This window comes from Haloarcula sp. H-hyl2, from assembly GCF_056934385.1.
In genome coordinates, this window is sequence record NZ_JBRIIJ010000001.1 from 731,487 (window position 1) to 757,706 (window position 26,220).

Annotated in this window: 27 protein-coding genes and 2 tRNA genes; 12 read left to right on the top strand and 17 right to left on the bottom strand. The window is 63.3% G+C overall.

The annotated features are described in order from the left end of the window. Nucleotides 1–82: 82 nt before the first annotated feature. On the bottom strand, nucleotides 83–232 hold the full coding sequence (locus tag Hhyl2_RS03840) for a hypothetical protein (RefSeq protein WP_483549408.1): 150 nt from the start codon (nucleotides 230–232) through the stop codon (nucleotides 83–85). Nucleotides 233–342: 110 nt separating this feature from the next. After that, entirely contained in the window at nucleotides 343–1,842 is a 1,500-nt protein-coding gene (locus Hhyl2_RS03845) for a molybdopterin-dependent oxidoreductase (RefSeq protein WP_483549409.1), read from the bottom strand. 86 nt (nucleotides 1,843–1,928) lie between these two features. On the opposite strand from Hhyl2_RS03845, the gene Hhyl2_RS03850 reads away from it, so the two are divergent. Together Hhyl2_RS03850 and Hhyl2_RS03855 are read left to right on the top strand one after the other, a co-directional pair. Continuing rightward, on the top strand, nucleotides 1,929–2,054 hold the full coding sequence (locus Hhyl2_RS03850; RefSeq protein ID WP_483549410.1) for an HVO_2523 family zinc finger protein: 126 nt from the start codon (nucleotides 1,929–1,931) through the stop codon (nucleotides 2,052–2,054). Between the two features lie 65 nt (nucleotides 2,055–2,119). After that, nucleotides 2,120–5,005: a PAS domain-containing sensor histidine kinase gene (locus Hhyl2_RS03855; protein WP_483549411.1), complete on the top strand. Its 2,886-nt coding sequence runs from the start codon at nucleotides 2,120–2,122 to the stop codon at nucleotides 5,003–5,005. Here Hhyl2_RS03855 and Hhyl2_RS03860 read toward each other — a convergent pair. Continuing rightward, entirely contained in the window at nucleotides 4,980–5,642 is a 663-nt protein-coding gene (locus tag Hhyl2_RS03860; RefSeq protein WP_483549412.1) for a TVP38/TMEM64 family protein, read from the bottom strand. The two genes, Hhyl2_RS03855 and Hhyl2_RS03860, sit on opposite strands and share 26 nt — an antisense overlap. Nucleotides 5,643–5,717: 75 nt before the next feature. On the opposite strand from Hhyl2_RS03860, the gene Hhyl2_RS03865 reads away from it, so the two are divergent. Further along, entirely contained in the window at nucleotides 5,718–6,089 is a 372-nt protein-coding gene (locus Hhyl2_RS03865; protein ID WP_483549413.1) for a DUF5830 family protein, read from the top strand. A 4-nt stretch (nucleotides 6,090–6,093) separates the two neighbouring features. On the opposite strand, the gene Hhyl2_RS03870 is transcribed toward Hhyl2_RS03865, so the two are convergent. Then, complete coding sequence (locus tag Hhyl2_RS03870; RefSeq protein ID WP_483549414.1) at nucleotides 6,094–7,029, bottom strand: DUF7115 domain-containing protein; 936 nt, start codon at nucleotides 7,027–7,029, stop codon at nucleotides 6,094–6,096. Between the two features lie 112 nt (nucleotides 7,030–7,141). On the opposite strand from Hhyl2_RS03870, the gene Hhyl2_RS03875 reads away from it, so the two are divergent. Beyond that, nucleotides 7,142–7,285, top strand: a tRNA-Met gene (locus tag Hhyl2_RS03875). A gap of 209 nt (nucleotides 7,286–7,494) precedes the next feature. Here the strand turns inward: Hhyl2_RS03875 and Hhyl2_RS03880 are convergent. Both Hhyl2_RS03880 and Hhyl2_RS03885 read right to left on the bottom strand, forming a co-directional pair. Further along, a complete protein-coding gene (locus tag Hhyl2_RS03880; RefSeq protein ID WP_483549415.1) occupies nucleotides 7,495–8,427 on the bottom strand; it encodes a hypothetical protein in 933 nt (310 codons plus the stop codon). A gap of 57 nt (nucleotides 8,428–8,484) precedes the next feature. Next, on the bottom strand, nucleotides 8,485–8,784 hold the full coding sequence (locus Hhyl2_RS03885) for an HVO_A0114 family putative DNA-binding protein (RefSeq protein ID WP_483550548.1): 300 nt from the start codon (nucleotides 8,782–8,784) through the stop codon (nucleotides 8,485–8,487). Between the two features lie 393 nt (nucleotides 8,785–9,177). Here Hhyl2_RS03885 and Hhyl2_RS03890 point away from each other — a divergent pair, with 393 nt between their 5' ends. After that, nucleotides 9,178–10,065, top strand: a complete 888-nt coding sequence (locus Hhyl2_RS03890; protein ID WP_483549416.1) for a hypothetical protein — start codon at nucleotides 9,178–9,180, stop codon at nucleotides 10,063–10,065. Continuing rightward, nucleotides 10,055–10,807, top strand: coding sequence for a hypothetical protein (locus Hhyl2_RS03895; protein ID WP_483549417.1), 753 nt, complete (start codon nucleotides 10,055–10,057; stop codon nucleotides 10,805–10,807). Before Hhyl2_RS03890 ends, Hhyl2_RS03895 begins: the two co-directional genes overlap by 11 nt. A gap of 168 nt (nucleotides 10,808–10,975) precedes the next feature. Here Hhyl2_RS03895 and Hhyl2_RS03900 read toward each other — a convergent pair whose 3' ends face one another. From Hhyl2_RS03900 to Hhyl2_RS03915, 4 genes are all read right to left on the bottom strand, one after another. Beyond that, a complete protein-coding gene (locus Hhyl2_RS03900; RefSeq protein ID WP_483549418.1) occupies nucleotides 10,976–11,518 on the bottom strand; it encodes a DUF7351 domain-containing protein in 543 nt (180 codons plus the stop codon). Between the two features lie 68 nt (nucleotides 11,519–11,586). Then, complete coding sequence (locus Hhyl2_RS03905) at nucleotides 11,587–12,927, bottom strand: RNA-guided endonuclease InsQ/TnpB family protein (RefSeq protein ID WP_483549419.1); 1,341 nt, start codon at nucleotides 12,925–12,927, stop codon at nucleotides 11,587–11,589. Between the two features lie 306 nt (nucleotides 12,928–13,233). Beyond that, on the bottom strand, nucleotides 13,234–13,638 hold the full coding sequence (locus Hhyl2_RS03910; protein WP_483549420.1) for an ArsR/SmtB family transcription factor: 405 nt from the start codon (nucleotides 13,636–13,638) through the stop codon (nucleotides 13,234–13,236). A gap of 43 nt (nucleotides 13,639–13,681) precedes the next feature. Beyond that, nucleotides 13,682–14,542 carry a hypothetical protein gene (locus Hhyl2_RS03915; RefSeq protein ID WP_483549421.1) on the bottom strand — a complete coding sequence of 287 codons (861 nt, stop codon included), beginning with the start codon at nucleotides 14,540–14,542 and terminating at the stop codon, nucleotides 13,682–13,684. 781 nt (nucleotides 14,543–15,323) lie between these two features. On the opposite strand from Hhyl2_RS03915, the gene Hhyl2_RS03920 reads away from it, so the two are divergent. Beyond that, on the top strand, nucleotides 15,324–16,556 hold the full coding sequence (locus Hhyl2_RS03920; RefSeq protein ID WP_483549422.1) for an FAD-dependent oxidoreductase: 1,233 nt from the start codon (nucleotides 15,324–15,326) through the stop codon (nucleotides 16,554–16,556). Between the two features lie 6 nt (nucleotides 16,557–16,562). Here Hhyl2_RS03920 and Hhyl2_RS03925 read toward each other — a convergent pair whose 3' ends face one another. After that, the gene (locus tag Hhyl2_RS03925) at nucleotides 16,563–17,132 is read right to left on the bottom strand and encodes a HalX domain-containing protein (RefSeq protein ID WP_483549423.1); all 570 of its coding nucleotides are present in this window, start codon (nucleotides 17,130–17,132) and stop codon (nucleotides 16,563–16,565) included. Between the two features lie 163 nt (nucleotides 17,133–17,295). On the opposite strand from Hhyl2_RS03925, the gene Hhyl2_RS03930 reads away from it, so the two are divergent. Together Hhyl2_RS03930 and Hhyl2_RS03935 are read left to right on the top strand one after the other, a co-directional pair. Then, nucleotides 17,296–17,709: a DUF8009 family protein gene (locus Hhyl2_RS03930; RefSeq protein WP_483549424.1), complete on the top strand. Its 414-nt coding sequence runs from the start codon at nucleotides 17,296–17,298 to the stop codon at nucleotides 17,707–17,709. Nucleotides 17,710–17,886: 177 nt separating this feature from the next. After that, nucleotides 17,887–18,129 carry a DUF8028 family protein gene (locus tag Hhyl2_RS03935; RefSeq protein ID WP_483549425.1) on the top strand — a complete coding sequence of 81 codons (243 nt, stop codon included), beginning with the start codon at nucleotides 17,887–17,889 and terminating at the stop codon, nucleotides 18,127–18,129. Between the two features lie 292 nt (nucleotides 18,130–18,421). Here Hhyl2_RS03935 and Hhyl2_RS03940 read toward each other — a convergent pair. Next, nucleotides 18,422–18,505 (bottom strand) — tRNA-Leu (locus tag Hhyl2_RS03940). Between the two features lie 95 nt (nucleotides 18,506–18,600). Between Hhyl2_RS03940 and Hhyl2_RS03945 the strand changes: the two genes are divergently transcribed. After that, on the top strand, nucleotides 18,601–18,909 hold the full coding sequence (locus tag Hhyl2_RS03945; protein WP_483549427.1) for a cyclin family protein: 309 nt from the start codon (nucleotides 18,601–18,603) through the stop codon (nucleotides 18,907–18,909). Here the strand turns inward: Hhyl2_RS03945 and Hhyl2_RS03950 are convergent, their stop codons facing one another. From Hhyl2_RS03950 to Hhyl2_RS03970, 5 genes are all read right to left on the bottom strand, one after another. After that, on the bottom strand, nucleotides 18,910–19,398 hold the full coding sequence (locus Hhyl2_RS03950) for a phosphopantetheine adenylyltransferase (protein ID WP_483549428.1): 489 nt from the start codon (nucleotides 19,396–19,398) through the stop codon (nucleotides 18,910–18,912). 146 nt (nucleotides 19,399–19,544) lie between these two features. Further along, nucleotides 19,545–20,078 (bottom strand): helix-turn-helix domain-containing protein, encoded by a 534-nt coding sequence (locus tag Hhyl2_RS03955; RefSeq protein WP_483549429.1) that lies wholly within the window; start codon nucleotides 20,076–20,078, stop codon nucleotides 19,545–19,547. Between the two features lie 426 nt (nucleotides 20,079–20,504). After that, nucleotides 20,505–21,587, bottom strand: a complete 1,083-nt coding sequence (locus Hhyl2_RS03960) for a glutamate--cysteine ligase (RefSeq protein ID WP_483549430.1) — start codon at nucleotides 21,585–21,587, stop codon at nucleotides 20,505–20,507. Between the two features lie 52 nt (nucleotides 21,588–21,639). Next, nucleotides 21,640–22,266 carry a fibrillarin-like rRNA/tRNA 2'-O-methyltransferase gene (locus tag Hhyl2_RS03965; protein ID WP_483549431.1) on the bottom strand — a complete coding sequence of 209 codons (627 nt, stop codon included), beginning with the start codon at nucleotides 22,264–22,266 and terminating at the stop codon, nucleotides 21,640–21,642. After that, nucleotides 22,263–23,108, bottom strand: a complete 846-nt coding sequence (locus Hhyl2_RS03970) for an NOP5/NOP56 family protein (protein WP_483549432.1) — start codon at nucleotides 23,106–23,108, stop codon at nucleotides 22,263–22,265. The genes Hhyl2_RS03965 and Hhyl2_RS03970 overlap by 4 nt, the downstream gene beginning before the upstream one ends. 165 nt (nucleotides 23,109–23,273) lie before the next feature. Here Hhyl2_RS03970 and cas6 point away from each other — a divergent pair, with 165 nt between their 5' ends. Both cas6 and cas8b read left to right on the top strand, forming a co-directional pair. Continuing rightward, a complete protein-coding gene (gene cas6 / locus Hhyl2_RS03975; protein WP_483549433.1) occupies nucleotides 23,274–24,086 on the top strand; it encodes a CRISPR-associated endoribonuclease Cas6 in 813 nt (270 codons plus the stop codon). Then, on the top strand, nucleotides 24,073–26,220 hold the full coding sequence (gene cas8b / locus Hhyl2_RS03980) for a type I-B CRISPR-associated protein Cas8b/Csh1 (RefSeq protein WP_483549434.1): 2,148 nt from the start codon (nucleotides 24,073–24,075) through the stop codon (nucleotides 26,218–26,220). Before cas6 ends, cas8b begins: the two co-directional genes overlap by 14 nt.

Here is a 26,220-nt window from a genome sequence, read left to right on the forward strand (position 1 = left end):
TCTCGTAGCCGGTCGAAGCAGACGCTGGAGCGTGTGACATACGGAGCCGTCGTTCGCGTTCGCCGTCGCTCGCAGACTGTTTTCACCGTGGGACGTCGACCCAGCCGCTGATCCATGCCTCGCCGTCGCCGGGGACGTACGCGACCGTGATGCCGCCGAACTCCGTCACCTCGACCGAGGGGTCCGGTGGCTGGTCGCGGGCCGGCGCCTCACGGTGGCCCTGCTCGCTCACTGGGACCGCCTCCGGTGTGGGCTGGGTGACCGCATAGCACGTCTGGCTATCGGCCGGGAACGCTCCTCGTTATATCTCGCGTACCGGGGAGTAGCAGGAGGCTACGGGGCTCAAGCGAACTGCTTGGAGACCCACCCGCTGGGGCCGCTGGGGTACTTGCCGGTCTCCTCGCTTGGCTGGACGGTCCCGTCCTCGTCGATCATCCGGACGACGGCGGTGTGGGACCGGTCCGGGGGCTCGTACGTGTAGGACCACTGGCGCCAGACATCGTCGTCGGGCAGCGGGTCCGAGAGCGTCGCCTCGTCCCAGGAGGTCCCACCGTCGGTCGAGACCTCGACGGTCGAGACGCCGCGGGTCCCGGCGTAGGCGTGGCCGCCCAGTTCTCGGGTCCCGTCGTCGAGCAGTTCGTGATGGTGGAGTTTGGCGACCGGCTTGACGGGGCCGGTGCCGTGCCAGCCGCGTTTCTCCCAGTACCCCTCGGCCTCGCGTTCGAGGATCTCGATCTCGGTGAGCCACTTGACGTTGATCTCTCCCCAGTGGCCCGGGATCAGCGCCCTGACCGGGTAGCCGTGGCCTCTCGGGAGGAGTTTCCCGTTCATCCCGTAGACGAGCAGGCCGTCTTCGAGTGCCTCGAGTGGGAACTCCTCGAAGTAGTCGTCGGCTGCCCGGAGCATGACACAGTCGCAGTCGCTCTGGATGCCGGCTTCCTCTAGCAACTGGTCGACGGGGACACCGGTCCACAGGGCGTTGTCCATCTTCTTGCCGTTGAGGTCCTCGCCGACACAGCGCAGCGTCGAGAACTGGTTCCTGGCCTCCATCTCGGTGAGCTGTTCGTAGTCGATGGTGACCTCCTCCTCGACGGCCCCGGTGATCGTCAGCGACCACTCTTCGGCGTCGAGCGAGGGGTCGATGGAGTTGATGTCGACCTCGAAGAAGCGGTCGCTGACCAGCGGTTCGAGTCCGTCGACGGCCAGCCCGTTCGATTCAGCAGTCCGAAGTTTCTGCCGTGCATCTTGGAGGTCGGCGCCGGGCGCAGTCAGCGGTGGTGCCTCGTCAGCTGTCGCCGTCGGTGTCCGGTCGCGCCCGACGGTGAACCCGACCGCGCTGGCACCCAGGGCGACGCCGACGGTCCCGAGCGCCCGCCGTCGTTTGGCCGAGATGGGGTCGGCACTGTCGGCGGCGGCATCGAGCACCTGTGCGAGGACGACCACGCCGGCGGCAGGCAGTGCTGCGCCGGCCGAGAGGACGACCTCGTCGGTCAGTATCAGCGCCGCGACCCAGACGATGATCGCGGTCCCCACCGACGGGAGCACCCGGTTGTTTGCCGCGTCACCGAAGATGAGCGCCGCTCTGGCGGCCAGAGCGACGAACAGCATCGTCAGCACGATCGCGGTCAGGAAGTTGAGTTGCTGCCCGAGGCTCCCGAGTGTCGTGATAGCAAACGAGACGACGATACCGGGCATCGTGCGGGCGAGCGTGCGCTCGACCGGCGACGCCAGGAAGGCGGGCGAGGCACCCGTCAGGGCGTACGAGCCGGCCACCCCCGCGACGCCGGCCGCCGCGCTGACGAGCAGTCGCCCCCAGCGCGAGTCGAGTAGATCGTCGGTCATACCTGGCCAGAAGCAGTCTCCCCCAAAAGGTGTTGTTCCAATTTCGTTCCCAAAGAGCCATGCCGTCGGCCGGCCTGGGATCGCGTATGGCAGAGGAAGTCGCGGGCCGGCCGTGTCCGCGCTGTGACCGGCAGATGTACCACCGACACTGCAAGTACGTCTGTCCGGAACACGGCGTCGTCTACGACTGCGCAGATACCTTCTACGACTGAGAGACGGCGTCCGCATCGGTCGACTGCTGTCGGATTTATAAGGGTGGCCCCACAGGTGTGGAGTAATGAGTCGCGCGGCCGGGGAGATCCGCGTTCTCCACGTGGACGACGAACAGGACTTCGGCGAGATCGTCGCCATGCATCTCGAACGGATCCACGAGGAGATGACCGTCACCACCGTCGGGTCCGCACAGGCCGGACTCGACCGACTCGCGGAGTCGGCGTTCGACTGTGTGGTCAGTGACCACGACATGCCCAACATGGACGGCCTGGAGTTCCTCCGCTGTGTGCGCGAGGAGTACCCCGATCTCCCGTTCGTCCTCTTTACCGGCAAGGGCAACGAGGAGATCGCCAGCGACGCCATCTCCGCCGGTGTCACAGAGTACCTCCAGAAGGACGTCGGCACGGACCAGTACGCCGTGCTGGCCAACCGGATCGAGCGAGCGGTCAGCGAGAAACGAGCCAAGACCGCACTCGAAGAGTCCGAGCGGATGCTCTCGACGCTCATCTCGAACCTCCCGGGCATGGTCTACCGGTCCCGCAACGACCCGGACTGGCCCATGGAGTTCGTCAGCGACGGGGCGAGCGACCTGGTCGGGTACGATTCCGAGCAGATCGAGAGCGGTGCGGTGTCCTGGGGCTCGCTCATCTGCGAGGAGGAGACCGACCGGCTCTGGACCCAGGTCCAGACGTGTATCGCCGCCGACGAACCGTTCGAGGTCACCTACCGCGTCGAGACGGCCGACGGGCGCATACGATGGCTGTGGGAACGGGGCCGCGTCGTCGGTGAGGCTGACGACGGTGTCGAGATTCTAGAGGGGTTCGTCACGGACATCACGGCCCGCAAACAGCGTGAACAGGAACTCGAACGCGAGCGGGAGTTCACCGAGGACCTCATCGACGCTATCGACGACGCGTTCTACCTCATCGGGACCGATGGGCGTCTCATCCGCTGGAACGACACGCTCGCGTCGGTCACCGGCTACAGCGACGAGGAGATATCCGGGATGCACGGCTCGGAACTGCTCCCGGAGGAGTACCGTGACGACCTGGCTGCGACACTCGACGAGTCGACCGAGACGGGCGACAGCACGTTCCAGGCACCACTGTCGACGAAGGACGGGCGTGAGATCCCCTACGAGTTCCGCGGGTCGATCATCAAGGGCCGTGACGGCGAGATCGTCGGTATCGCCGGTATCGGCCGGGACATCACCGAGCGCCGGGAACGCGAGCGGAAACTCGAACAGTACGAGACGCTCGTCGAGAACGTCGGTGATCCGATGTTCATCCTCGACCGCGAGGGCCGTATCCAGATGGCCAACCAGGCGATGGCAGAGTACCTGAACGAGGACCGCGAGGACGTCGTCGGGTCGCTGACGGGCGAGTACATCGCAGACGAGGACGTCGAGCACGGACTCGAACTACTGCGGGACCTGCTCGGGTCGGACGAGCGGGCGTGGTCCACCTACGAGATGCAGGTCACCACGGCCGATGGAGAGGAACGGATCGCCGAGAACAAGATGGCCGTCCTGACGGACGACGGTGAGTTCATCGGCACGGTCGGCGTGGTCCGGGACGTCACCGAACGGAAGCAACGACAGCGAAAGCTCAAACAGTACGAGACGCTCGTCGAGAACGTCGGCGACGCGATGTACGTCCTCGACGAGACGGGGACCATCCAGGTCGCCAACGAGGCCATGGCCGACCACCTCGGCTACGACCGCGACGAGATCGTCGGTGCCGAGCCGACGAAGTTCATGCCACCCGGGGACGTCGAACACGGGACCGAGATCATCCGCCAGTTGCTAACCGACGAGTCGCGCATCTGGGAGACCTTCGAGATGCACACCATCGACGCCTGCGGCGAGCGCACGATCAACGAGGACAAGATCGCACCGCTACTCGACGACGGCGAGTTCGCCGGCTCTGTCGGTGTGATTCGCGAGATCAGCGACCGCAAGGAACGTGAACGCGAACTCGAACGCTACGAGACCATCGTCCAGGCTGTCGGCGACCCCGTATACACGCTCGACGAGGACGGCGTGTTCACGTTCGTCAACGAGGCGATCGAGCGGTTGACCGGCTACGAGCCCGACGACCTCGTCGGCGAGCACATCGGGGTCGTGATGACCGACGAGGACATCGAGCGCGGACAGGACCGTATCCAGGAACTCCTCGCGGAACCGGAGCGCGAACACGCCACCCTGGAGATGGACGTGGTCACCAAGTGGGGCGAACACGTCCCCTGTGAGAACAACATCGCGTTGCTCCCCACCGAGGACGGGTTCATGGGGAGTGCGGGCGTCATCCGGAACGTCGCCGACCGTGTCGAGCGGGAACGACAGCTCTCTGAGTTCGCCTCGGTCGTCAGCCACGACCTGCGGAACCCGCTGAACGTCGTCCAGGGGCGGCTCTCCCTGGCGGTCGAGACGGGCGACATCTCACACCTCGACGACGCCATCGCCTCCGCTGAACGGATGGAACAGCTCATCGAAGAGTTGCTCTCGCTGGCCAGAGAGGGCGAGACGGTCGGCGAGACGACTCAGGTCGAGGCCGGCCCGGTCGCACAGCAGGCCTGGGAGAACGTCGATGCACCGGACGCGGCACTGACCATCGCGGGGACGGCGACCGTCGAGGCCGACACTGCACGGCTCCGTGAACTGTTCGAGAACCTCTTTCGCAACGCCATCGAACACGGGCGCGAGGACGTCACGGTCGCCGTCGGCGCGCTGGACGATGGGTTCTACGTCGCCGACGACGGGCCAGGGATCCCCCCGGACGAGCGCGAACAGGTCTTCGACCGCGGGCACACCACCAGTCCGAACGGGACCGGATTCGGGCTCGCTATCGTCGAGGAGATCGCCGACGCCCACGGCTGGACGGTCGCGCTCACGGAGAGTACGGATGGCGGCGCTCGCTTCGAATTCAGGACGACTCCGGACGACCGTTGACGTGGCGGTACGCCGGCCCCGCCAGCAACAGTACTGCCAGGACGCCGCCGAGGACGAGCACGTGCGGGAGCGCGTCGACCGAGAGGCCGGTCAGCGCGAGCGACCGCATCGACGCCCCGGCGATCACTTCGACGACCACCCACGGGATCTCACCGAAGAACGTCCCGACGACGAAGGCACGCGTCGAGACCCCCGCGAAGCCCGCACCGTAGGAGACGGGATCGGCGGGTACCGGCGAGAGCCGGGCCGCCAGTACGCCGCGGGTCTCCCCGGTCACCTCGATGATCCGGCGACCGGAGTCGCCGAGCCAGCCGAACATCCCGCCCTGTTCGCCGGCCTCAAGCGCGAATCGATACGGGATCAGACAGGTGACCAGGGCACCCATCAGTGCGACCGGGATGCCGTACTCGATACCGAGCACGAAGCCGACGAAGGCAGACAGCGGCATCGTCGGCCAGGCGAACAGCGGTCGGATCAGGTAGAGGCCGACGATGACGCCGGCGAGATAGACGGGGTGGTCCGCCAGGTGCATCGCCTCGGCGACGACACGCGCCGGCGAGAGGACGACCGTCGCCACCACGACCAGCGCCACCAGCCCGGCACTCCCGACCAGTTGCCGCTTCGCGAGACGGTCCATCTACTATCTGTACCCACAGGCATCGGCAAACCTCTTGTGGTAAGCGTTTAGCCACAGGCGGTCCCAGAAGCGGGTGTGCCAGCCGCCGACCGGGACCCCGTCGAACTCGGGGTCGAACTGCTCGCCCACCTCGAACACGCGGAGCTGTCGGTCGCGGACGCGATGGACCGCATCGAGACCGTGACGACCAACCCACAGCTACAGCGAGAGATCCTCGACACCGCCGTGATGCGTGGCGTCGTCGACCGCGAGGACGGGATCGTCCGTCCCCGCTCGCAGGGGACCTACGTGAACTTCGAGGCCGACGTCGTGGTCCGCGAGGGCGACTACAACTGTGAACGCTGTGGTGCCTCCATCGGGACCGGTCACTTCGTCCAGTTCGACGGCGGCGAACTGGGGCCGTTCGGCTCGACCTGCATCAGGAAAGTGCTGGGCCGTGAGGACTGAGGGCCTACCGGCCCTGCCTGAGTTCGGCGATGAGCTTCTTGATGATCTGCTCCTGTCGCTGGAGTTGCTCGTTTTGTTGCTCGATCTGTTCGGTCAACTCCTCGACCTGTGCCTGGAGTGCCGCGAGGTCGCCGTTCGACGCCGGCGCCGCCGTCGAATTCTCGCCCTCGACCATCTCCCATTCGTCGGGATCGGCCTCGGATTCGGTGCTTTCGTCCTCCGCCGTGTCTCCTTCTCCACCGACCAGCGGGTCGATATCGGCGTCCAGTCCGAGGTTCGACGCCGTGTTCCCCGTCTCCTCGTCCTCGCCGACTTTCGCGTTCAGCTCGTCTAGCGACGAGACGTCGTGGTAGTCGAACAGCGCCTGCTGGAGCGCACGCCGTAGTGACGGTGCCTTGTCCGAAGGTGCCTTGATGCGTTCGGACCGTCCGGCCACCGAGAGGACGATGGCCGTGGCGACACTCCCCTGTTCGAAGTCCAGGCCGGTGACGTCCTCGAAGGAGAACTGTTCGAAGTCACCGTCCCAGGTGACGCTACCCACGTGTTTGAGCAGTTGTGCGGTGGTGACCACGAGCGTGAGTTCGCTGAACCGGAAGACGCCCGCGACCGTCTCGTCCTCGTCGAGGATGCCTGTCGCTGTGAGCGCACTCCCCAGCAGTCGTTCGAGGACGTCGTCGACCCGTTTCGTCGGCACCGACAGTTCGCGCTTGGTGTCGACGTACACGAGGGTGAACGTCGCCTTCCGCCGCCCTTCGGAGACGGAGAGGCGTTCGAACTCGTGGGGGTACGTCTCGACCCCTTCGTCGCTCAGTAACCCTTCGCCACGGTAGACGAGCGTCCGACTGGGCGTGAAACAGACCATGTCCTCGTCACCGAGCGAGACGCTGGCCTGGACCTCCTCGTCCCCGAGTTCCTCCCGGACGAGGTCTGGAATCTTCATGGTCAGTCCATACCAGTCCGATGGCTTAAATCCGCGGGTGGGAGTGACCCACAGCCCTGTCCCAGATGGGAACCTTCAAGACGGAAAGCGGCCAAGCCTGCATTGCACCCGCGCCCGGGTGGCTTAGCTGGACATAGCGCCGCACTCATAGGGTCTTTCGACTCATGCGGTACCAACCGGCATGACCCGTGGGGTGCTCGTCACACCCCGGACCTGGGCCATGCGGAGATCGAGGGTTCGGAGCCCTCCCCGGGCACTTATACAAAAATTCACAGACCCATAGTAGCTGGTCCGTAGAACTGTCGCTACGGCCACTACACACGTTACGTACCCATCACTTTCGGGTGGTGTCGGGTCTTCACCGCATTCAATGAAACCCGTACAGACGCATCATCTGTTCAGTCAGTATTCCAGTGAGCGGTCAGCGCCGATATCGGCGGACTGAATGTGGGTGTATATCGACAGTTAGCGCCTTCCCCGACGCCTCTCGAAGAACAGCTGTGTGATGTAGATGCTGGCAGAATAGAACAGGAGGATTGCACCCCCGATGGACACGAACCCGGAGATATATGATTCTCGGTACAGAAAATTCGATGCAACCTCGCTCAACATGATCCCGAAAACGAGAATGATGATTCCCATCACTCCCGCTACGTTCTCTTTCCGAACACGCCACGACCCGAAGACTCGAAGATTGAAATAGTCGTCAACCGCCGAGATAGCGACAAACAACGGAGGAAAGCAGATGAGTAGCCCCAAGATAGCTGCGATTCCCGGGGACTGGCCGGCCATCCGACTGAACCGGGGGACAAATGGCGCCAAACCGATCAGTGCGACAGCACTTCCAAGCAACATCACGAGGACCTCGAGCAGTGACGCCTTCTCCTGTGCCATTTCACTCGTCGACGCTTCGGCTGGTTCAGCAGCAGTCGTGTCCGAGTCCTCAGTACCGGTGTGAGCTGCGTCGGTGGTCCCTGAGGAGTCCGGGAGTTCGATATCCTCGACAGCCACGCCGAACCCCGTAGCAGTCTCCAATAACTCGCTCGGAGGAATGATTTCGACACCGTATTCTTTCGCCGCCTGTTTTGCATCTGGACTGACCCCGCCGAGAGACGTGAGTGACAAGCTTCCGATATCCTTGTCCTTCCCAGTTTTGACCAAATATTTCATATGGCGAAGAGAAACCGACGTATCTGTTGCAGTCTCAACTAAGCAGAGAGTGCGGTCTGGACCATCGGCGTTGTCCCCAGCCACACAAGCAATCATCACCGCGGAAGAATTGAGTTCGTTTGTCGCCGTTTCATAGCCCCGAGAGCGTAGATAATCCAGTACTCTGTCGACGTACTGTTCTGCATCGATAGTCCCCTCGGTACTCTGACCCGGGTCAGATTCACCCATCAGAAATGAATTGACAGCTATGTTGTATTAAATGTCAGTTTATTCTACCCATTGCCGCTATAGATATAGTCGGTACCAAAGTCTGACACGGAACTCGGTTTGATTCGGGGTGGGCGGTTCACGCACTGGGTTTGTGACCCGATTACGCCGGGGCAGTATCCCCCTCGAGGGTCTCGCGGAGTGGGAGTCGGATATCGATCTCGTCGTAGGGGACGACCGGTCGCTTTGTCGGCCTTCTTCGACGAATACAACAATTCTGTATTCTTCGAGTCGCTCAAGATTTTCCGAGACCTGCTTGATATCCCGATCGACCAGCCGGGCTGTCTCATGGATGCTTGCGGGCTCCTCTTGGGCGATCGCCGACCACGAGCAGGTCCGCTACGAATACTGATCCGTTTGGTCGGTCGACGGATCGACGTGGAGGGACGAGTAGCCGATCCGTAAATCGTTCGCGGTCGTACTGGTGGTCTACTCGGATTCTGGTATTTCGCGCGCCGGGCCTGTGACACCGCGCAGCCGTGCCGGAGGAGATGGGTCTGCAGTCGGTGTGGGAGCGAGCAGGTCGAAGAAATCACAGAGCAACTCTCGGCCGGGCCGTACTTTTCGTCATCACCGGTGGATTCTGTAGTCTACATCAAGGACGATACGTTGGCAGGCGGGCTCTCGCCCCGTCCCATGGATAGACGAGGAGTACCGGCTGAAAGAGTGGCAAGCAAAGACTATTTTATGGAAGTTACGATACCCTGACTTGTGACAGATTTCGCGAATTTACTGACGACGATGTTGATACTCCATCTCCTCCCGTTTGGGTTCATCGTCGCCGGTGTCCATACGGACCTGCCGGTGGGGATGAAAGCGTACTTTCTGGGACAGATCGCCGCAACAGGCCTCGTCCTCGATATGATCTTTTCCTCGGTCGACTCGCTCGTCGATGCCTTCGGTGCCTATCTGGCACTCTTCCAGGAGGCGATCATGATCCTGTGCGTTGGGCTCTGTGGCGCGCTGTGCTGGGCCCGCTTCGAATTCGAATCGACGTGGCGTCGCGGGTCGCTGTCAGCGAGTTCGGTGACAGACCGCGTCGAGACGGACCGGTTGGCACGGGATCCGCGGTCGAACCTGAACCGGGCTGTCCGTGTTCGTGGCGAGGTCGTCATCGGGCTCTTCGTCTGTTCCCTCGTCGCAGCGCGGCTGGTCGCGCTGACGTTCCCGATGGTCCCAGCGTCGGGTGCTTCGCTGCTGTCGACACCGGAGGTCACAGTGGTCGAGTCGGAGGTGTTCGGCGACAACTACGACTTCGTCGTCCAGTTGCTCAAGGTGATCCGGCTCGACCTGTATCTGGTCGTCGGGCTCATCGGCGTGATGGCGATGTTTCCCTTCGGGAGCGAGATCTCACCGAGGAACATGAAGTATACGTACCTGATTCTCGGGACGATGGCACAGATCGTGATCCTGCCGGCTGTGGCGCTGGCCGTGTTCGGGCTCACACTGTTCGGGGTGACCATCATCCCACCGAACGCGCCCGCCGATCTGGTCGGGAACTTCTCGGCGTTGGCAGCCCCGATCTTCCTCCTCCTGTTGGTGGGTGGTGCAGTGACGAGAGAATTCCTGCGGAAAGCGGAGCACACGTATGGTACTTGAGTGGGCGATCGAGTTCGTACCGGGATGGCTCGGGCCGACAGTGATAGTACTCGGCCTGTTCGTCTGCTCGATCGGGCTGTTCCGAAGCGGACTCGACCAGTTGTTCACGGGTGTGGAGTCGAACTTCGAGTACATCGTCCCGGCACTGGCCGGGCTCGTCTACGTCTGGGCGATGACCAACGTCCTTGCGCTGCCGGGGTTCGTCATCCGGCATCCCACGACGTTTGCCGTGCTCTTCGCGTTCGGTGCCAAGTGGATCGAGGGGGTCTCGGCCGTCATTATCTTCCCCAAGTTAGCGTATATTGCGACCAACTTCTCGGAGGTGTGGGAGACCAAGTCGACGCCGGGCCAGACGACCCTGACACAGAAGCTCATCCGTCGATTGGTGCTGTTCCTCCTTGCGATGCTGGCCTTCTATGCGTTCATCGGTGCGTTGCTGTTCGCGAACGGCCTCTCGATCCCTGGTGGTCAGTTGCTGGTCGTGGTCTGGACGGTGCTGACGTTCGTCATCTCGTTGCTGGGTCTGTTCTGGAAGGTCTCGTCGATCGACCTCCCGGCGTACCTCCTCTACGGGACGGTGCTCATCCTGAGTGGTGCCGAGGTTGTCAACCTCTCGTCGATCGGCGGCGACATCGCAGTCTATCTCGCTGGTGGGCTCGGGTACACGCTGGGGTATGTCACGTTGCTCCTCCTGTGGGTGGTTCCTGACGGGACACTTACTGCGAGTTCCACTGGTCGGTAGTCAAGGCAGTCGTCTCTCGACCCGGGTCGTAGGACACGTCCAGCGCCCACTGCCCGGCATTACGGGCTTGGTAGCTCCCAGCTCTCGACATCGGTTCTGGCGGGGCGGTACCCGATCAGTTGTCTTCGACCGACTCGGTCAGATCAGATAGCCCGGACCATGTACGGTTCACGACCGCTCGGTGCCGACCACAGCGAGGTCCTCGTCGACGGTGAGGGTGAGCGTCTCGTTCGGTTCGAGCTCCAGCGTGAATCGCGCCTCGAAGGGGTCGGTCGAGAGGAGCTTTTCGTCGTACTCCATGAGAGCACCACTGTAGGCCGTCTTGTCCGAGGGTGCCACCGGATTGATACCGTTGGTGGCCAGGAACGCCACGACGTCGACGTTCGCCAGTAGAACGATCGTGAACACGGCGGTCCCCCCGTAGAGACAGTTCGTACAGTCGAACGAAACCAGGATCGCGTGCAAGTTGCCACACTGGTCGCAGGTACCGTCTGTCCTGTCGTGGTCTGTACAGACGTGTGGTGACTTCGTGACTGTCGCGGCGCATTCCGGACAGACACCGGCCGACACTGCCATGAGGTTGAGCAGCCCCCACGTCGTAGCAGCACGGAACAGTTCGTCCGGCGATCGCCCTTCCGTTCCCGCCGGTGGGAGCTGGAACGAGCCCAGGTATCCGTACGCCGTCGAATCGTCCGGACCGCTCGATGGCACAGTACGGCCGTAATGACATCCTCCCCGTCGTGAACGACGGGGTTTCCTCCGTGAGAGTCTCAGCCGGTCTAAGACTCGCCGGAAGCAACATTCCCGTTGTGGTGGACGGTACTCGGGTCTGTGCGCTGTTCTTTGGGACGGTGAGAGCGTGGTGACTCCGACCAGTTGTGGTCGTCCCACTCGAACCGCACGGGCCGTGCCATCGGCCTGACTGCTTTCTCTGTGTGCCGCTTCAGAAACGTTTCTGACGCCGTAAGGTCGGCGTGCCCCTCGAACCCACACGGGCAGGTGAGCGTGTCTTGATGCCGTGTCGTCCGGTCTGTGCCGCCACACTGCGGGCACTCTTGACTGGTCCACGCTTCCGACCGGACTTCCACCGAAATACCGTATTCCTCGGCGGTACAGACCAGTCGCTCGGAGAATTGCTTGAACGCCCAGAAGTTGTGCGTTTTCGCGTTGGTTTCGACCGACCAGTGTGTTTCGAGTACGTCGGTCAAGCCACCGATATACACCGTATCGACACCTTCGGCGTACAGTCGGTCCAGCAGGTCACGACACAGTGCTTCTTGGGCGTGGTTGCGGCGGCGGATTCGCTTCCGATACAGTCGCCGGATACGGTTGCTACTGTATCGGCCTTCCCGTAGCTTGGACTGTAACCGGGCGATTTCTCGCGTCGTCTGCCGGAAACGGTCGAATAACTTGCGGCCTTCGTACAGGTATTTCTCGCCGGTCGTCGTGGTACAGGCAACGAGATTGTTTGCACCAATGTCCAGAGCGGCCATCTCGTCGGCCAGTGGAGTATCCCGTGCATCGTCAGAAACAGTCACGGGTTGCGAAGCTCGGAAGGTGCTGTCAGTCTCGTCGTACCACAGGTCCAACCGGCCCTGCTTCTCGTAGTCGGGCCAATTCGGGTCGCCAGCGATTTCGAGGCGGAGACGCCCAGTGTGGTCGTATCGGTCTTTCAACTCGCTCCCGACCAGTATCTCAAGCCGGGACCGCTCGCCCCATTCGACAGTGTACGACGTGTTTCGAATGACGGTTTTGAGAACACGTCCATCATCCTCGTTGCCACGGAATCCCGGCGGTTCCGGGTGTTCCGTAACCGACGTGTTCGACTCGTCGTGGTACTTGTTCTTCGTATCGAAGAACCCGCGCCAGGCTTCACTGTTTTTGCGAATGACCTGTTGAGCGGTGGACGCACCAAGCACGCCTTTGTATTTGCCTTCGAGACTGCCCGTATCGGCGTCCCACACGTCCTCGCCCTCGAAGCCGCCCTCGTCGTTGTATCGCATGAGGCGCTGATAGTTAACTTCGTTCCAGAGAGCGGCGGAAGCGTCCAACAGGTCCCGTAGCAGTTGCTCACCATCGTCGGAGAGCGGTCGCACGGCGAACGTGTTGGTACGCTTCATGCCACAATCGTTTTCACGACTCTCCGTCAAATAAGTCTTGTGAGACAATGCGACCAGCAATAGATATTTCGCATGGACTACACGGACGGGTGAAAGACTACGCCGAAGCAAACGACCTGTCGCTCGATGAGGCGTATATCGAGGTTCTGGAAACGGGACTCGAAACGTTGGAGACTCAAGACCAGCAGTAACGGGGCGGTTTCTCACCAGAGCTTACGCGATTCACGCCCGCCCTGTTCGGTCCTCGGTTCCGACTTGCGGTCGGAACACTCGTCCCTCACGGGAAGGGCGGGGACTCTCTCGCTGTCACAGGTAGCCCGCACAGTCACGACAGTAGTGTTCGGCCCGGCCCTCGGCGAAGGCGACGAGTGTCGACCCACCACAGAGCGGACACGACTGGTCGATCGCAGTGGGCTCGATCACCGGGTCGTCGGTGATGGCGCCCGAGAGGACCGCCGCGACGACCCGTCGCCCCGATTGGCGGAGCTGGTACTTGCCGTCGACCTTGTGGAGGAAATGACCCTCGATGGTGTCGAGGTGGTAGTTGAACTGCCCGGAGTCGGTGATGCCGACCCGATCACGGAGCTGAGAGAACGACAGCGGCTCGTCGGCTTCGGCCAGTACCTGCAGTATCTCCATCCGGTTTTCGTTCCCCAAGGCCGCGAACGCGTCGTTCGGTGGGAGGGTATCCTGGTCGGACTCACTGGTCATATCCGGTCGTCGCCGGGCGCCCGATTAAAACCAGTCCTGTGAGTCACCCGGACGCGACCTCCGATCGGTCCGCCTCCTGAGATTCTGTCTCGGTACGCCGGACGGACTGGAAGTAGCGCAGCCCGACGGCCACGCCGACGACCGTGACCAGCCCGAAGACTGCGATCTCTCCGGCTGGGACTGGTTCGCCGTGGGTCACCATCCAGCCGATCATGGCCAGCACGGCCAGGCTGATCGAGATAACCTTCACGAGGAGGACTCCCGAGAGGACGAACCCCCAAGGCTCGCCCTGCTGGAGCCAGCGAGCCGTGAGTAACATCGCGGGGATGAGGAACCCCAGATCGAGAACGTGAATCACGTTCGCGGGCAGGCCGAACTCGGCGACGCTGGACGGCTTCGTATTCGAGAGGACTGCCGGAAGCGCCTGGGACAGCCAGAGCAGTCCCACGAGCAGTCCCATGACGGCCAGGAACCCCCCGACGAGCCGGGTCGGGAGCTGCGGCGTGAGCGACTCCTTGACCGCGGGGGCATCCGTCTGGAGGAGTCCCGCGATGAACGTGAAAGTCGAGAGGCCGAACAACGCGACGTATCCGAGGAAGTACCAGTTGAACTCGGTGATGAACGAGTACACGAGGTACGTGTACGCTACGTATCCGAGCGCCCCGAGCCAGAGGAAGTACCCGGATGGCGAGCCGCGAACTCCGAACCAGAGTCCGATAGCCAGCACCGGGAGGACGACCCCCAGGGTGACCATGTCCTGCCCGTACGCCTGGAGCTGGAGTGCGTACGGATCCTTGTAGAAGCCGTCACTGAAGAGGCCCAGAGCTGTCGCTCCAGTCCCCAGGAGGAGAATCCCGATCGTCGTCCAGATCTGCCACTGCCTGATCGCAGTATACAGTCTCATACCTATCACCGATTACTAGTTCGACGACTGATACAATAACTGAGGTTGTTGATTCTCGGGATCGAGGAATCACTGGAGTCCGACCCCGTGCCAGGCAGCGACGCGGAGAGCCATCACCGACCCTGTCCACGGCTTCGACGAGCAATCACCACGAAGAACGGGGCCCTGGGGAAATTGATGGGGTCACTCCCGGGAGAGGGAGTTGGGTCGTCCAGGGTCCCAGGAGAAACTGGTGACCGTCTGCACATAAACCGTCGCTCGATATCGAGCGCTGTCATGCGATTCAGTACCGAAACAGGGTGGGGCGGATGCGTCACCTGGCGAGGGTGACACAGCCCCAGAGAGGATGGGACCGGGCGCGTGGTGTCATGTCGACCACGCGCCGGGAATCGAACAGATGGCTGTCAGGAGTCGGGCCCCGGCACGGATGCTGGGGGCGCACGGGAGGGGGAACGGAGCGGGAACCGGGACCCATCTGACAGTTCGGGAGAGGGTCGGCATAAGTTTTCTGTACCCTGCAACACGGGCCCCGTCCAGGGGTCTGCAGGACCCATTCACGCCTGCGGGAAGTACGGGAACCGTTCGGGGACGTCGAGGCCGGGGTCGACTGTGACGATAGGCGACCCCATGGAAGTGTGGCCCCGGATCCGAGTCCCGGTGTGTCTCTCGTAGTGAATCGTGTGATCGCTCGACGCTCCACACGAGGCCACGGGACATCCCAAGCAGACCATCCACACACGGTAGGCGCCAGACATATGTTCACACAGACCAACAGCTGTTGATGACAATCAGTTCAGATGTTCTGGTCGTCGGCGGTGGAGCGACAGGCGCCGGAATCGCAAGAGATCTCGCGCTTCGCGGAGTAGACGTGACACTGGTCGAGCGGGGTGGACTCGGCAGTGGCACCTCGGGGCGCTCGCACGGGCTCTTACACAGCGGTGCTCGCTACGCGGAAGCCGACCGTATCGGGGCGGAAGAGTGTCTGGCGGAGAACCGTACCCTCCGGGACATCGCTGGCGAGTGTATCCGTGACTCCGGCGGACTGTTCGTCCAGTTGTCGGCGGACGATTCCGACTACTTCGACGAGAAGCGGGCTGCCTGCGAGGAGATTGGGATCGAGACGGAGACCGTCGACGGCGACCGGGCTCGCGAACTCGCTCCGGGACTCTCGGACGACGTCGAGCGGGCGATGTGGGTTCCGGACGGGGTCGTCTATCCGTCACGGCTGGTCGCAGCAAACGCCGCCGACACCGAGGATCACGGTGGGACAGTTCACCCACACGCGCCGGTCGAAGCGTTCACTGTCAGCGACGGCCGAATCACGAGCGCACGACTCGGCGGTTCCGTCGACGACACCGTCGAACCGGATATTGTCGTCAACGCCGCCGGTGCGTGGGCCGGGTCGGTGGCCGCGATGGCCGGAGTCGAGGTCGAGATGGCGCCCGCGCGAGGTGTGATGGTCTCCGTCGAGTACGACGACCTCGGACCGGTGCTGAATCGCTGTCGAGACCCGGACGATGGTGACATCGTCGTCCCACACGATCACGAAGCAGTTCTCGGCACGACCAGTGTCCCCGTCTCCGACCCCGACGACTACGAACAGGCCCAGTGGGAGGTCGACCGGTCGGTCGAGGAGTGTGCGAAGATGTTGCCGCCGGTCGCCGATGCACCCGTCGTTCGGACCTGGTGGGGTATCCGTCCGCTGTACGCCCCCGACGAGGCCGGGGGCGACCGGCGTGGAATCTCACGTGGGTTCTTCAGGCTGGACCACGCCGACGACGGTGTCGAGAACTTCGTCAGTATCGTCGGCGGCAAACTGACCACCTATCGACAGATGGCCGAGGCGACCGCGAATCTGGTGTGTGACCGACTCGGAGTCGACGCGGAGTGCGAGACGGCGACCCGGGCGCTCCCCGGCGCAGCAGACGCTGCACGGCTCGACGAGTTCGTCGCCAGATACGACGGCCAGGGACCGACCGACGAAGACGTCGTCGGAAGTACCACACCACGCTGACGTGGCTCAACCGCTCGGGAACTCCTGGAAGACGGCTTCGAAGTCGTCGAACTCCTCGACGGATTCGGTCGCCTCCTGGCGGAGGTTCTCGACGCGCTGACTGACCTCGTGGTACTCCTCGTGGGCGTCGAGTTCCGCCGGGTTCCGCTCGGACTCCAGGGTCGCTTTCTTCGACGCGGCCGCGAAGTACTCCTGCATCCGTTCGTCGTAGGAGTCCCGGGTGAGCATCTCCTCGACCTTGCCGTCGAGTTCCTCACGCGTCACCGGTTTGGTGAGATAGTCGTCGAACGGCATCTCGACGATGTCGAAGTCCGGGTCGACCGCGGTGACCATCACCACCCGACAGTCTACCCCCCGTTCGTCGATACGGTCGAGTACCTCGTCGCCGGATTTCCCCGGCATCTGCCGGTCGAGCAGGACCACATCGACCGTCTCGTCGACGCGCTCCAGTGCCTTGTCTCCGTCGTAGGCCGTCCTGACGTCGTAGTCGATCGACAGCCACGTCGTGTAGAGGTCTGCGACGTCCTCTTCGTCGTCAACCACGACCACGGTTACGGTCTCTGAATCTCCGGTCATATGCACGGTTTCGTTTTCCAGCATCGCAGCGAGCCAGTTTGTCGAACAACTGTCTGACATCCTCTTAAATCCACTCCCCGGATTATCATGACTGATTCTGTGGGATTCGAGCGGGCCGCCGGAGCCAGCGTGATTTAGTGGCTCGCTGCCGTAGGCGTAGTCGATGACTACCGACCCCTCGGTGATCCGGTCGCTGGCGATCCATGCCGAGGACCTCGTGACCGCTGCTGAGACGACTGCCCGCGGCGAACAGACGGCAGTGTTACGTGTGACACCGCCGTACAGCGGCCGGATGCGCGCTCGTCTCCACGTGGTCCAGGCCGGCGAGACGACCGAGACGCTCACCCTCGACCCGTGGCAGTTACTCGACGACGACGCTCCGCCGTTGCCCACCCCCGACGAGACTGAGGACGACCTCAGAACGGATCCCGACGAGACATACTCCGTCGAGCGGCATCGCCGGTATCACGAATCGTGTGTGGCGGACTGGCGTGATTCTGTCCTCGACCACGTCCGGGACAGAGTACCACTCCCAGGGACGGATACGACGGTTTCAGTCTCGATTCTGGGCCCGTAGACGGCTCCCCCTCGTATTCGACCGACTCCCTCACGACGCCGAATAAAACTTTAAACCGTCTCTCGTCGCTCGATGAAACGTCGTCTGACGCTCGTCTGTCTGCGTAAAACGACCCAAAAATCCCCGAAGCCTCTGACGGTTATATGCAGTGGGCCATGGTATAGAGGGATAGGTCCCATGTCGAACTCATCTACGAACGAATGGTTCGCCCTCCCGAACGAGTCGCTCACCGAATTCCGTGAGTCGATCCTTACCCCCGTACGCGGGATGGCTTTCTGGACAGCGATTACACTGCCCTTCCTCTATCTCCCCCTGCTCGCGTACGGTCTCGAATCGTCCGCCACCAGGCTGGCCTTCCTCGCGCTCGTCGCCTGTAACGCCGTCGCGCTGGTCGTTGGCCACTCGTACTCCCAGTCCTGATCCCCACACTTCTCTGTGCGCTCTTTCCTCCCTCGATTCGACGCCTCACCAGCCGTCGCTGTCTGCTCGATACCGGGCGAGATCGGATTTGAACCGGTTGGAGACTCGCTTCGCTCGTCTCCTGGGGTCCCAGAATCCCTCGGCCGCAAAACACGACTCTCACGTTCGTTCGAGTCGGTGATGCGCGGGACCGGATTTGAACCGCCTGAACTTCGCTCGCATAGCTCGCTCGTTCCGTGCTACAAATCCAACTGACCGCGCACTCTCCGCTCACAGTTCGTTCGCGGAGAAGTGCGCGGGACCGGATTTGAACCGGCGGACCCCTACGGGATAGCGTCCTAAGCGCTACGCCTTTTCCTGGCTCGGCAACCCGCGCGCAGTATGCCATATCGGCAGGTCGTGTATCAAGCCTTCGTTTGCCGGTGGCAGTCGATACGATAGTTTAGGTACTGGGAGGGCCAACTGGGAGCCATGTATCGTGCCAGTGACCGCGTGGAACACGAGGAGTGGCTCTCCGAGATCGAGGGGGCCGCCGACAGGCTCGGTCTCGGAACGGAGGCACGCTCCCGAGCGGTCGACCTGTTTCTCTCGTCGCTGCCCGAACAGGAGCGGTCCAAGCGAGCGACGATGGCTGCGAGCGTCTACGTCGGGGCGCTCGTCGCCGGTCAGGAGCGCTCCCAGACGACTGTCGCAGACGCCACAGACGTCTCTCGGCTGACGATCCAACAGCGCTGGAAGGACCTGCTGGAGCGAGCGGGTCTCGACGCGCCGACCTGGTAGCTACGAGGGCGTCTCGCGGCCGTCGCGTTCGGGCGTGAGGTTCCCGTGTTCGTCGATCTCGCCTCGGACGATCCGTGTCGAGGAGATGACTTCGCCGTCGTCGGCGTAGACGTGTGGGACGACCTCGATCTCCAGTGGCTCGTGGCCTCGCTCGCGACGGATCTCATTGATCCGTTTCCCGCCGGTCTCGGTCTCGGGGGAGACCACCAGGACGTCGAACTGGGGTTCGGTCGCGATGCCGGTCGGCTCGGTCAGTTCGCGGACGGTCCACTGCCGGCCCCGGTCGCCAGCGATGGCTGCGAGTTCGTCCGCGAGGGCCGCCCGTCGCTCCTGGTAGGGGCGGATGTGACGTTCGTCGTGACGGGTCTTGGGCGCGAGGTCGTCGCTGGTGAGCCCGACAGTGACGTCCCCGAGCTCGAACGCGCGCTCGAACAGTGCGCGGTGCCCGTCGTGGATGGGATCGAACGTCCCTCCCAGCGCGACATTCATACCGACGCGAACGGCGTGACTCGATTTAGTCGTGTCGACTTCACGACTCCGCGTGGATACGTCTCAGGGGGGCTGTCGGCGGCGTTTAAACGGGACGCACTCGGCAGGGTGGTCCGGGGACGCGTGATGAACGTTCGGTTGCAGCCTTACTCTTCGCTGTCGTCGCCGTCGTCCTCGACTTCGTCGTCGTCACTCTCCGCGTCCTCGACCGAGATGGTGACGGGGTCGGAGTCGGTCTCGGTGTCTCGCTTCGGGAGTGGGCCCCCGTCGGCGTCGAGGTAGTCGTCCAGATTGAACACGGTGTTCAGTTTGGACTGGACGTCGCCGACGACCGTGTTGACGAGTTCGCTCGGTGCGATCGCGCTGTACTCGTAGGGGTTGTTGCCTGCGCCGTCGCTCTCGCGCTTGCGGCGGGTCACGATATCCTCCTCGTGGAGTGCAGCCAGCGCCTCGCGGACGGTACTCGGATAGAGGCCAGTGCCCTCGGCGACCTCGTCGCTCGTGCTCCCTGGGTGTTTCCGGAGGTTGACGTAGATGCGCGAGCGCGTCTCGGTGTCGAGGATCCACGAGAGCAGGTCGACGAGCCCCTCGTCGAACTGCTCGACCGCGCGGTCGGCTTCCTGTTCGAACCGGTTCCGCACGTCCTCTTCGGAGTCGTCTTCGTGATCGTCTGTCGTCATGCGTTGTCTCTACGAGGACAAAAGCTCGCGGCGAAGAAAAATCCTCGCCCTCGCGACTCGCTGTGCCGGACAGTTTGTTACCGATCGATTCCGTGATACCCTTTATTTCATACCTGGCGGTAATTACACACTTAAACAACCCCCGTTCCACCGGCCGGCTATCGGCGCTGAGAGCGTTCCTATGGTATTTTACCATCTTGGTGAATAATATGGTATGTCGCACGGCACACTGGTCGACGACGGCCTCCGGCGTCGGCCCTCGTGATGTCCGGCACAGGACATGGCGCGGGGTTGACCCGCTACACGTGCCAGTGTGACAGTGAATCCAGCTCGGTTTCACGGGGCTGTGGCTTCGAAGGACTGACGGCACGTCACTGGGGGGTGACTGGCACCCGTCGTTCACGTTGGAACCGCCGAGCGGCCGCGTCAGGATTTTTGCAACCGTAGTGCATCGGCTAGCTCCACGACACTCGACGCCCGGAGTCGCCGCTGTTGCTCGGCACCGCTCTCCATCTCGGCCAGTCGCTGGAGCCCGTCGATTCCGAGGCGGTCGCTCTCACGTTCCACGAGTGTCTCGACCGACTGTGGATCGGACTCGCCGGGGACGAGCAGATCGGCGTCCCGACCGTATCTGATCGCTCGCCACTTGCTCTCGTCGAGGAGTTCACGGCGCATCTCCGTCCCGGACTCGCCGTCGTCGTAGCGGGCACCGAGGTCCTCGACCAGCGCGTGCGTGTACTCGACGAACGCCAGCACGTGGTCGGGATCCGCCTGACCGTCGGGTGCGCGGACTTCGACGGTTCCGTGACCCGAGTGGGGTCGCACGTCGAACCAGAGTTCGCCACGGTCGTCGATGCTTCCGGTCTCAAGCATCCGCTCCTCGTAAGCCTGGAACTCGGCATAGTCGTCGAACGCGGTCGGCATCCCGGTGTTCGGGAGCGCCTCGAATATCTTCGCCCGTGCCGACTGCAGACCCGTGTCGAAGCCGTTCCAGTACGGCGAGTTCGCCGACAGCGCAAGCATCAGGGGGAGGCGCCAGCGGAGTTCGTTGGCGATCCAGACCGCCTTGTCGGGGTCGTCGACGCCGACGTGGACGTGGAGTCCGGCCGTCGTGTTGCGATGCTGTGGATACTGAATCCTGTCTAACTGTGCTCTGTACCGTGGTTTGTCGGCGTGTTCGAGTTCGCGCCACTTCGCGAGTGGATGCAGGCCGGCGGCCGCGATATCGAAGCCGTGTTCGTGGGCGTGCTCTAGGAGTGCCGCCCGCACCGACGTGAGGTGCTCGCGAGCACGGTCGGGGTTCTCGATCAGTGGGGTCTGTGTCTCGATGACACACTTGAACAGTTCGTGGTCGAGCCTGTCCTGCAGGATCTCGGGCGGGTCGGACTCGTAGACGAGTTCGTCCGTCCCCGAGGTCGGGCGACCGTGCTGGTCGACCACGTAGAACTCTTCCTCGATGCCGAGCGTTCCCTCCTGGGTGAAATTCTCCGGCGACCCCGTCTCGTCCATCGCCTTGGCAATCGGCAGGGACGCGCTAAAGTTTTCCGTCACCAGTCGGTGACTACCGCGGCGTCGCCACCACGCCGAGATGGTCCTCGTGGTACGGGTCGAGTGGTTCGCTCTCCAGCACCTCGAACTCCTCCCGGAGCTCCGAGAGCACGTCCTCGAAGACGGCTTCCGGCGCCGCCGTCACGTCCTCGCTCCGGGCCTTGATCGCTGCCAGGAGCCGCCCATCGTCGTCGAGGAACCGCTGATTCAGTGCCGCCACGCGTGCCTGTCCGCGCGTGGCAACGTCCTGAACGACGACGTCGACCGGTTCGACCACGTGTGCGTACGTCTCGGGCCGCCGTGCGTCTTTCAGCAGCGGGAAGAGGGTCGGTCTGTCTTCGGCCACCGAGAGCAGGTCCCGGACCGGCCGCGGTGCGAACTCCACCGCGTAGGTCGGGCCGGCGATGTCGGCGACGTGACTCACGGTGGTGCCCGAGGCAGCGCCCAGATATAGCACCGTCTCGCCACCCGCCAGTCCAGTGTCCATCCCGAGGGCCAGCATCGCTCCGAGTTTGGACCGATGCGGGTTCCAGCGGCGCCACGCCCCGTCTGTCGGCTCTCCGTAGACGGGCGCACCCTGGGTAGCGAGTCCAGTTTCGCCGTCGAAATCGTGTCGCTCGACGCCGGAGGGAAGCGTCACTCGTCGTCACCCCGGCGACTGCGGATGCGTTCGATGCGTTCGTCGAGTTCCGCCTGGAGGTCGGGTCGCCTGTCGCCGCTGTAATGGTCGATCCGTGCGGCGATGGCGAGCTTCCCGGCCAGCGCTCGGGCCGCCGACCCGCGTTCCTCGGGATGGGTTCCGCGGACGTACTCGTGAGTGAAGATGACGCCGTGTTTCGGCGACGGCGCCGAGCCGGTGAGGTGTGCGAACAGGGCGTCTTCGGCACCGAGCACCTGGACGGTCCCGCTTGGTTGTTTGGCGAGAGCTTCGAGCCCGCCGGCAAGCGAGATCAGGCGGGCAGCCAGAATCGGACCCGCGAGCATCGAGAGGTTCGGCGCGACCGCCGGGGCGGCCCGCTCGATGAACGACCGGAGCTGGTCGGCCTCCGCAGCGAGGTCGACGGTCCGCTCGGCCAGCGAGACGAGCGCCTCGTCGGTCTCGTCTTCGGCGGCCCGCTCGGCCACCTCGCGGGCGAATTCGACGCCACTCCCGCTCTCGCCGTAGCGGCTGCCGGCCCACTCGCTGACCCGCTCGGCGAGTTCGTTCGCTGTTCGCTCACAGTCGGCCATCGCTCTGACGGCGTGGACGAGCTGCTGGTCGTCGGCGCCCTCGCGCTCGCGGACCGCCTCCCGTGCGGCAGCCGTCGTCGCGGCGTGCAGCCGCTCGTAGTAGTCGTCACGGTCGGCGGCGAACCCGGACTCGACGGCCCGTGCCGGCCAGTCGGCCGGTTCGTCGGCCCGCCCGTCCCTGATGCGTGCGACGGCGGCCGCCTCGTCGTCGGGGTCCAGCCCGACGAACCAGCCGCCTGTGTCCTCGGTCATGTGTCGACTCTGGACGTAGTGGCGTATAGGTGTCATCCTTCGAGACGCCGGCGATGGAGGCGCGGTTTCACTTTCACTACGGTATGCTAGCACTTATGTACCATTCGATAAACACCTCAATCGCAATGACACTCGAATCGACACGAACGGGAGTGAGGTAATCGGATGCGGATCCTCGCACGGCTCCGCGCGCGGGCCGACGCCGCATACGACAACACCTATCACAACAAGCTCCGCGGACGGCTCTGGGGTGCCCTGGAGGGGACCGACTACGACGCGGTCCACGACGACGAGGTCCCGAAGCCGTTCTCGTTTAGCAACCCGTTTCCGCCGGGAGACATGCGTGAGGGCGACGAGCGGACGCTGCTGGTCGCCTCGCCGGAGGAGGAACTGCTGGCCCACGTCGCCGCTGACTTTCAGGACAACCCCGAACTGAACGTCGGCGAGATGCCGTTCACGGTCGAAGACTTCTCGGCGATATCGCCCGACGTTGGCGAACCAGGGACGACGGGGACAATCGAGACGGGGACCGGTGTCCTCGTCCGGATTCCGCCGTGGCGCTTCGACGAGTACGAGATGGATGTCGACCACGACGAGGCAGAATTCTGGCGCCCCGAACACACGATGGAGCCGTTTCGCAATCAGATCGAGGCCAACCTCGACAGGAAGCACGGCCTGTACGGGCCGGAGTACCTACCAGGGCCGTCGGAGTGTTCCGGGGATCTCTTCGACGGCTACGAACTCATCAAGACGTTCGCGATTCCGGTGACGCCGACGACGGGCGAGACCGAGACCTGGGTGTTGAGCAAGTGGCGGTTCGACTACCGCGTCCGGGACGACAACCACCGCCGGCACCTGAATCTCGCGCTGGATGTCGGGATCGGCGAGCGCAACTCGCTCGGGTTCGGCTTCGTGAACGTGACAGAGAAGACGCGGCCGGGCGAGACGCAACTGGAGGGCGAGGATGCTTTCGCCTGACGAATTCGAGAAGAAATATCCCGAGGAGAAACTGCAAGCGGAGCTTCCCGACTCGCCGATCACCTCGCTTCGGGGAGTCCAGTTCCTCTACGGCAAGCTGTACACGCTCGCCACGCTCGGCGGCGGGCGGTTCGCCGCGTATCTGACGCCCGACGCGGCTGGGGACCTCGTCGACACCGACCAGAGCCTCATCGTCGTGCGCGTTGACGCCACCGGTGACAAGCCGCAGTTGGCGGACGACGGCCCGGGGCCAGTGTGGGTGACACGCTACTCCGACGACCGGGTCGAGGAAGTTGCCCACTGTAAGTACCCTGCTGCGCGCGGTATCGACCATAGCGTCACGCATCAGGCCGGGAAGAACAGCGATCCGGAAAAGCTGGCACGCTACGCGAAAGAGCGACTGACGAAGTGGGCGACCGACGATGTGGTACAGAACGCTACCGCGGACCACGACGAGGGCTGGATCGTCGACGCGCTGGTAGACCTCGGCGAAGACGAGGATGTACTCGCCGAAATCGAGGAGACGCTGACTACCAAACTGGGTGGTGAGTCCGCGACTGCACTGCTGACGGTTCAGGTGAAGACCGAACCCGACGGCGAGTACCGGTGGCCTGCAGACCTCGACGTCTTCATGGAGGCGATGCGTGCCCGAAAGCTCTCGAAGCTTGTCACGAAGAACAAAGCCGACGACTCGTCGGGAGATGCGACGGACCTCGTCACCGGCCAGGACGCTCGGACCGTCGGTACGTCCGAGGACCCGCAGAACTACTTCCTCGGCAAGCAACTGGAGAAGTTCCCCGGGCTCGACATCGAGGAAGCGTGGCGAAGCCATCCGATTTCGGAGGACGCGGCAGTCACGGTGATGAACGCCGACACCTTCGTCGAGGCCTGCACGTATCGCACCTTCGGGACGAAGGTCTACTACCTCCCCTACTTCTTCGGCCAGCCCGACTCGGAGTCGGTGTACGAGCTCTATCGACTGCTCTACCAGTCCGCGACAGCTGACGACGATGACGAGATGACACCCGTCGAGCGCGCCTACGTGGAGTCCGACGGCGGTTCGAACGGACGCTGGAACCGACTCCGGTTCTACGTCTCGGCGGTGATGCCTCATCAGATGTCGCGCTACGACGTGTTCGGGGAGACGCTGAACGGACGACTGCTCTACCCGAAGAAGCTCGCTATGGAACACAACTACCTCGTCGACGACGCCACGGCGTTCCGCTCGACCGGCGAGTGGAGTGCACCAATCCCGACGAACGAGAAGTGGGATCTCCTGTCCGGACACGACGGTCGGTTGCACTCGGTCGCGACGGGCTGGTACTTCTACCAGACGTTCGCCGAGCGAGACGACACCGACGCGGACGCGGACGATCCACGGATCGAAGCCCTCGTCGCCGTCCTGAGTGGAGACTCGATTCCCGTCGAGACACTGCTTTCCGAGTATGTCGATCGTATCGTCGACGAACAGGACGACGACGAGAACGAGGGGTTCCCCTCGTTCCACGTCGCCGGGCAGTTCGCACAGCTCTGTGCGCTCGCGACCGACGAACTGGACTTGCTGACGACGACTGACGATGGTAAAGAATCGATCACCAGAGAACCAACCTACGAGAGACACACGATGAAAACACACGACGCGAACCCGATCGCGGCCACGGACGGGGGGAACCCCGCCACCCAGAAACTAGAATCGTTCATCGAGAACACGCCAGCACTCGCCGAAGACGAGGAGAGAGACGACGAGACCATCTCGGTCAACACACAGCGTCGCGGCGCGTTCCTCCTCGGCGCACTCGTCGGCGCGGTCGGGAGCTATCAGGTCGGTGTCGAAGAACGATCCACGACACTCGTCGACCAGTTCCCGGTGAAATCCATCACCCAGGCGAGAATCAAGAAGGTGACACAGGAGACCATCGGAAAGACACTGACCTACACTCGTAGCGACGGCGGCAGTATCACGAAGTACGAACACATCGTCGAACGGCTCCGCCAGACCATCATCGACCCCGACCCCGACGAGTGGCAGATCGGAACCGACGACCTCCGATTCTACTACGCACTGGGAATCACCTACGGCATGAACGACCGACCGAGCAACCGACCGCAGACCGACGAGACGGAGGAGAACTGA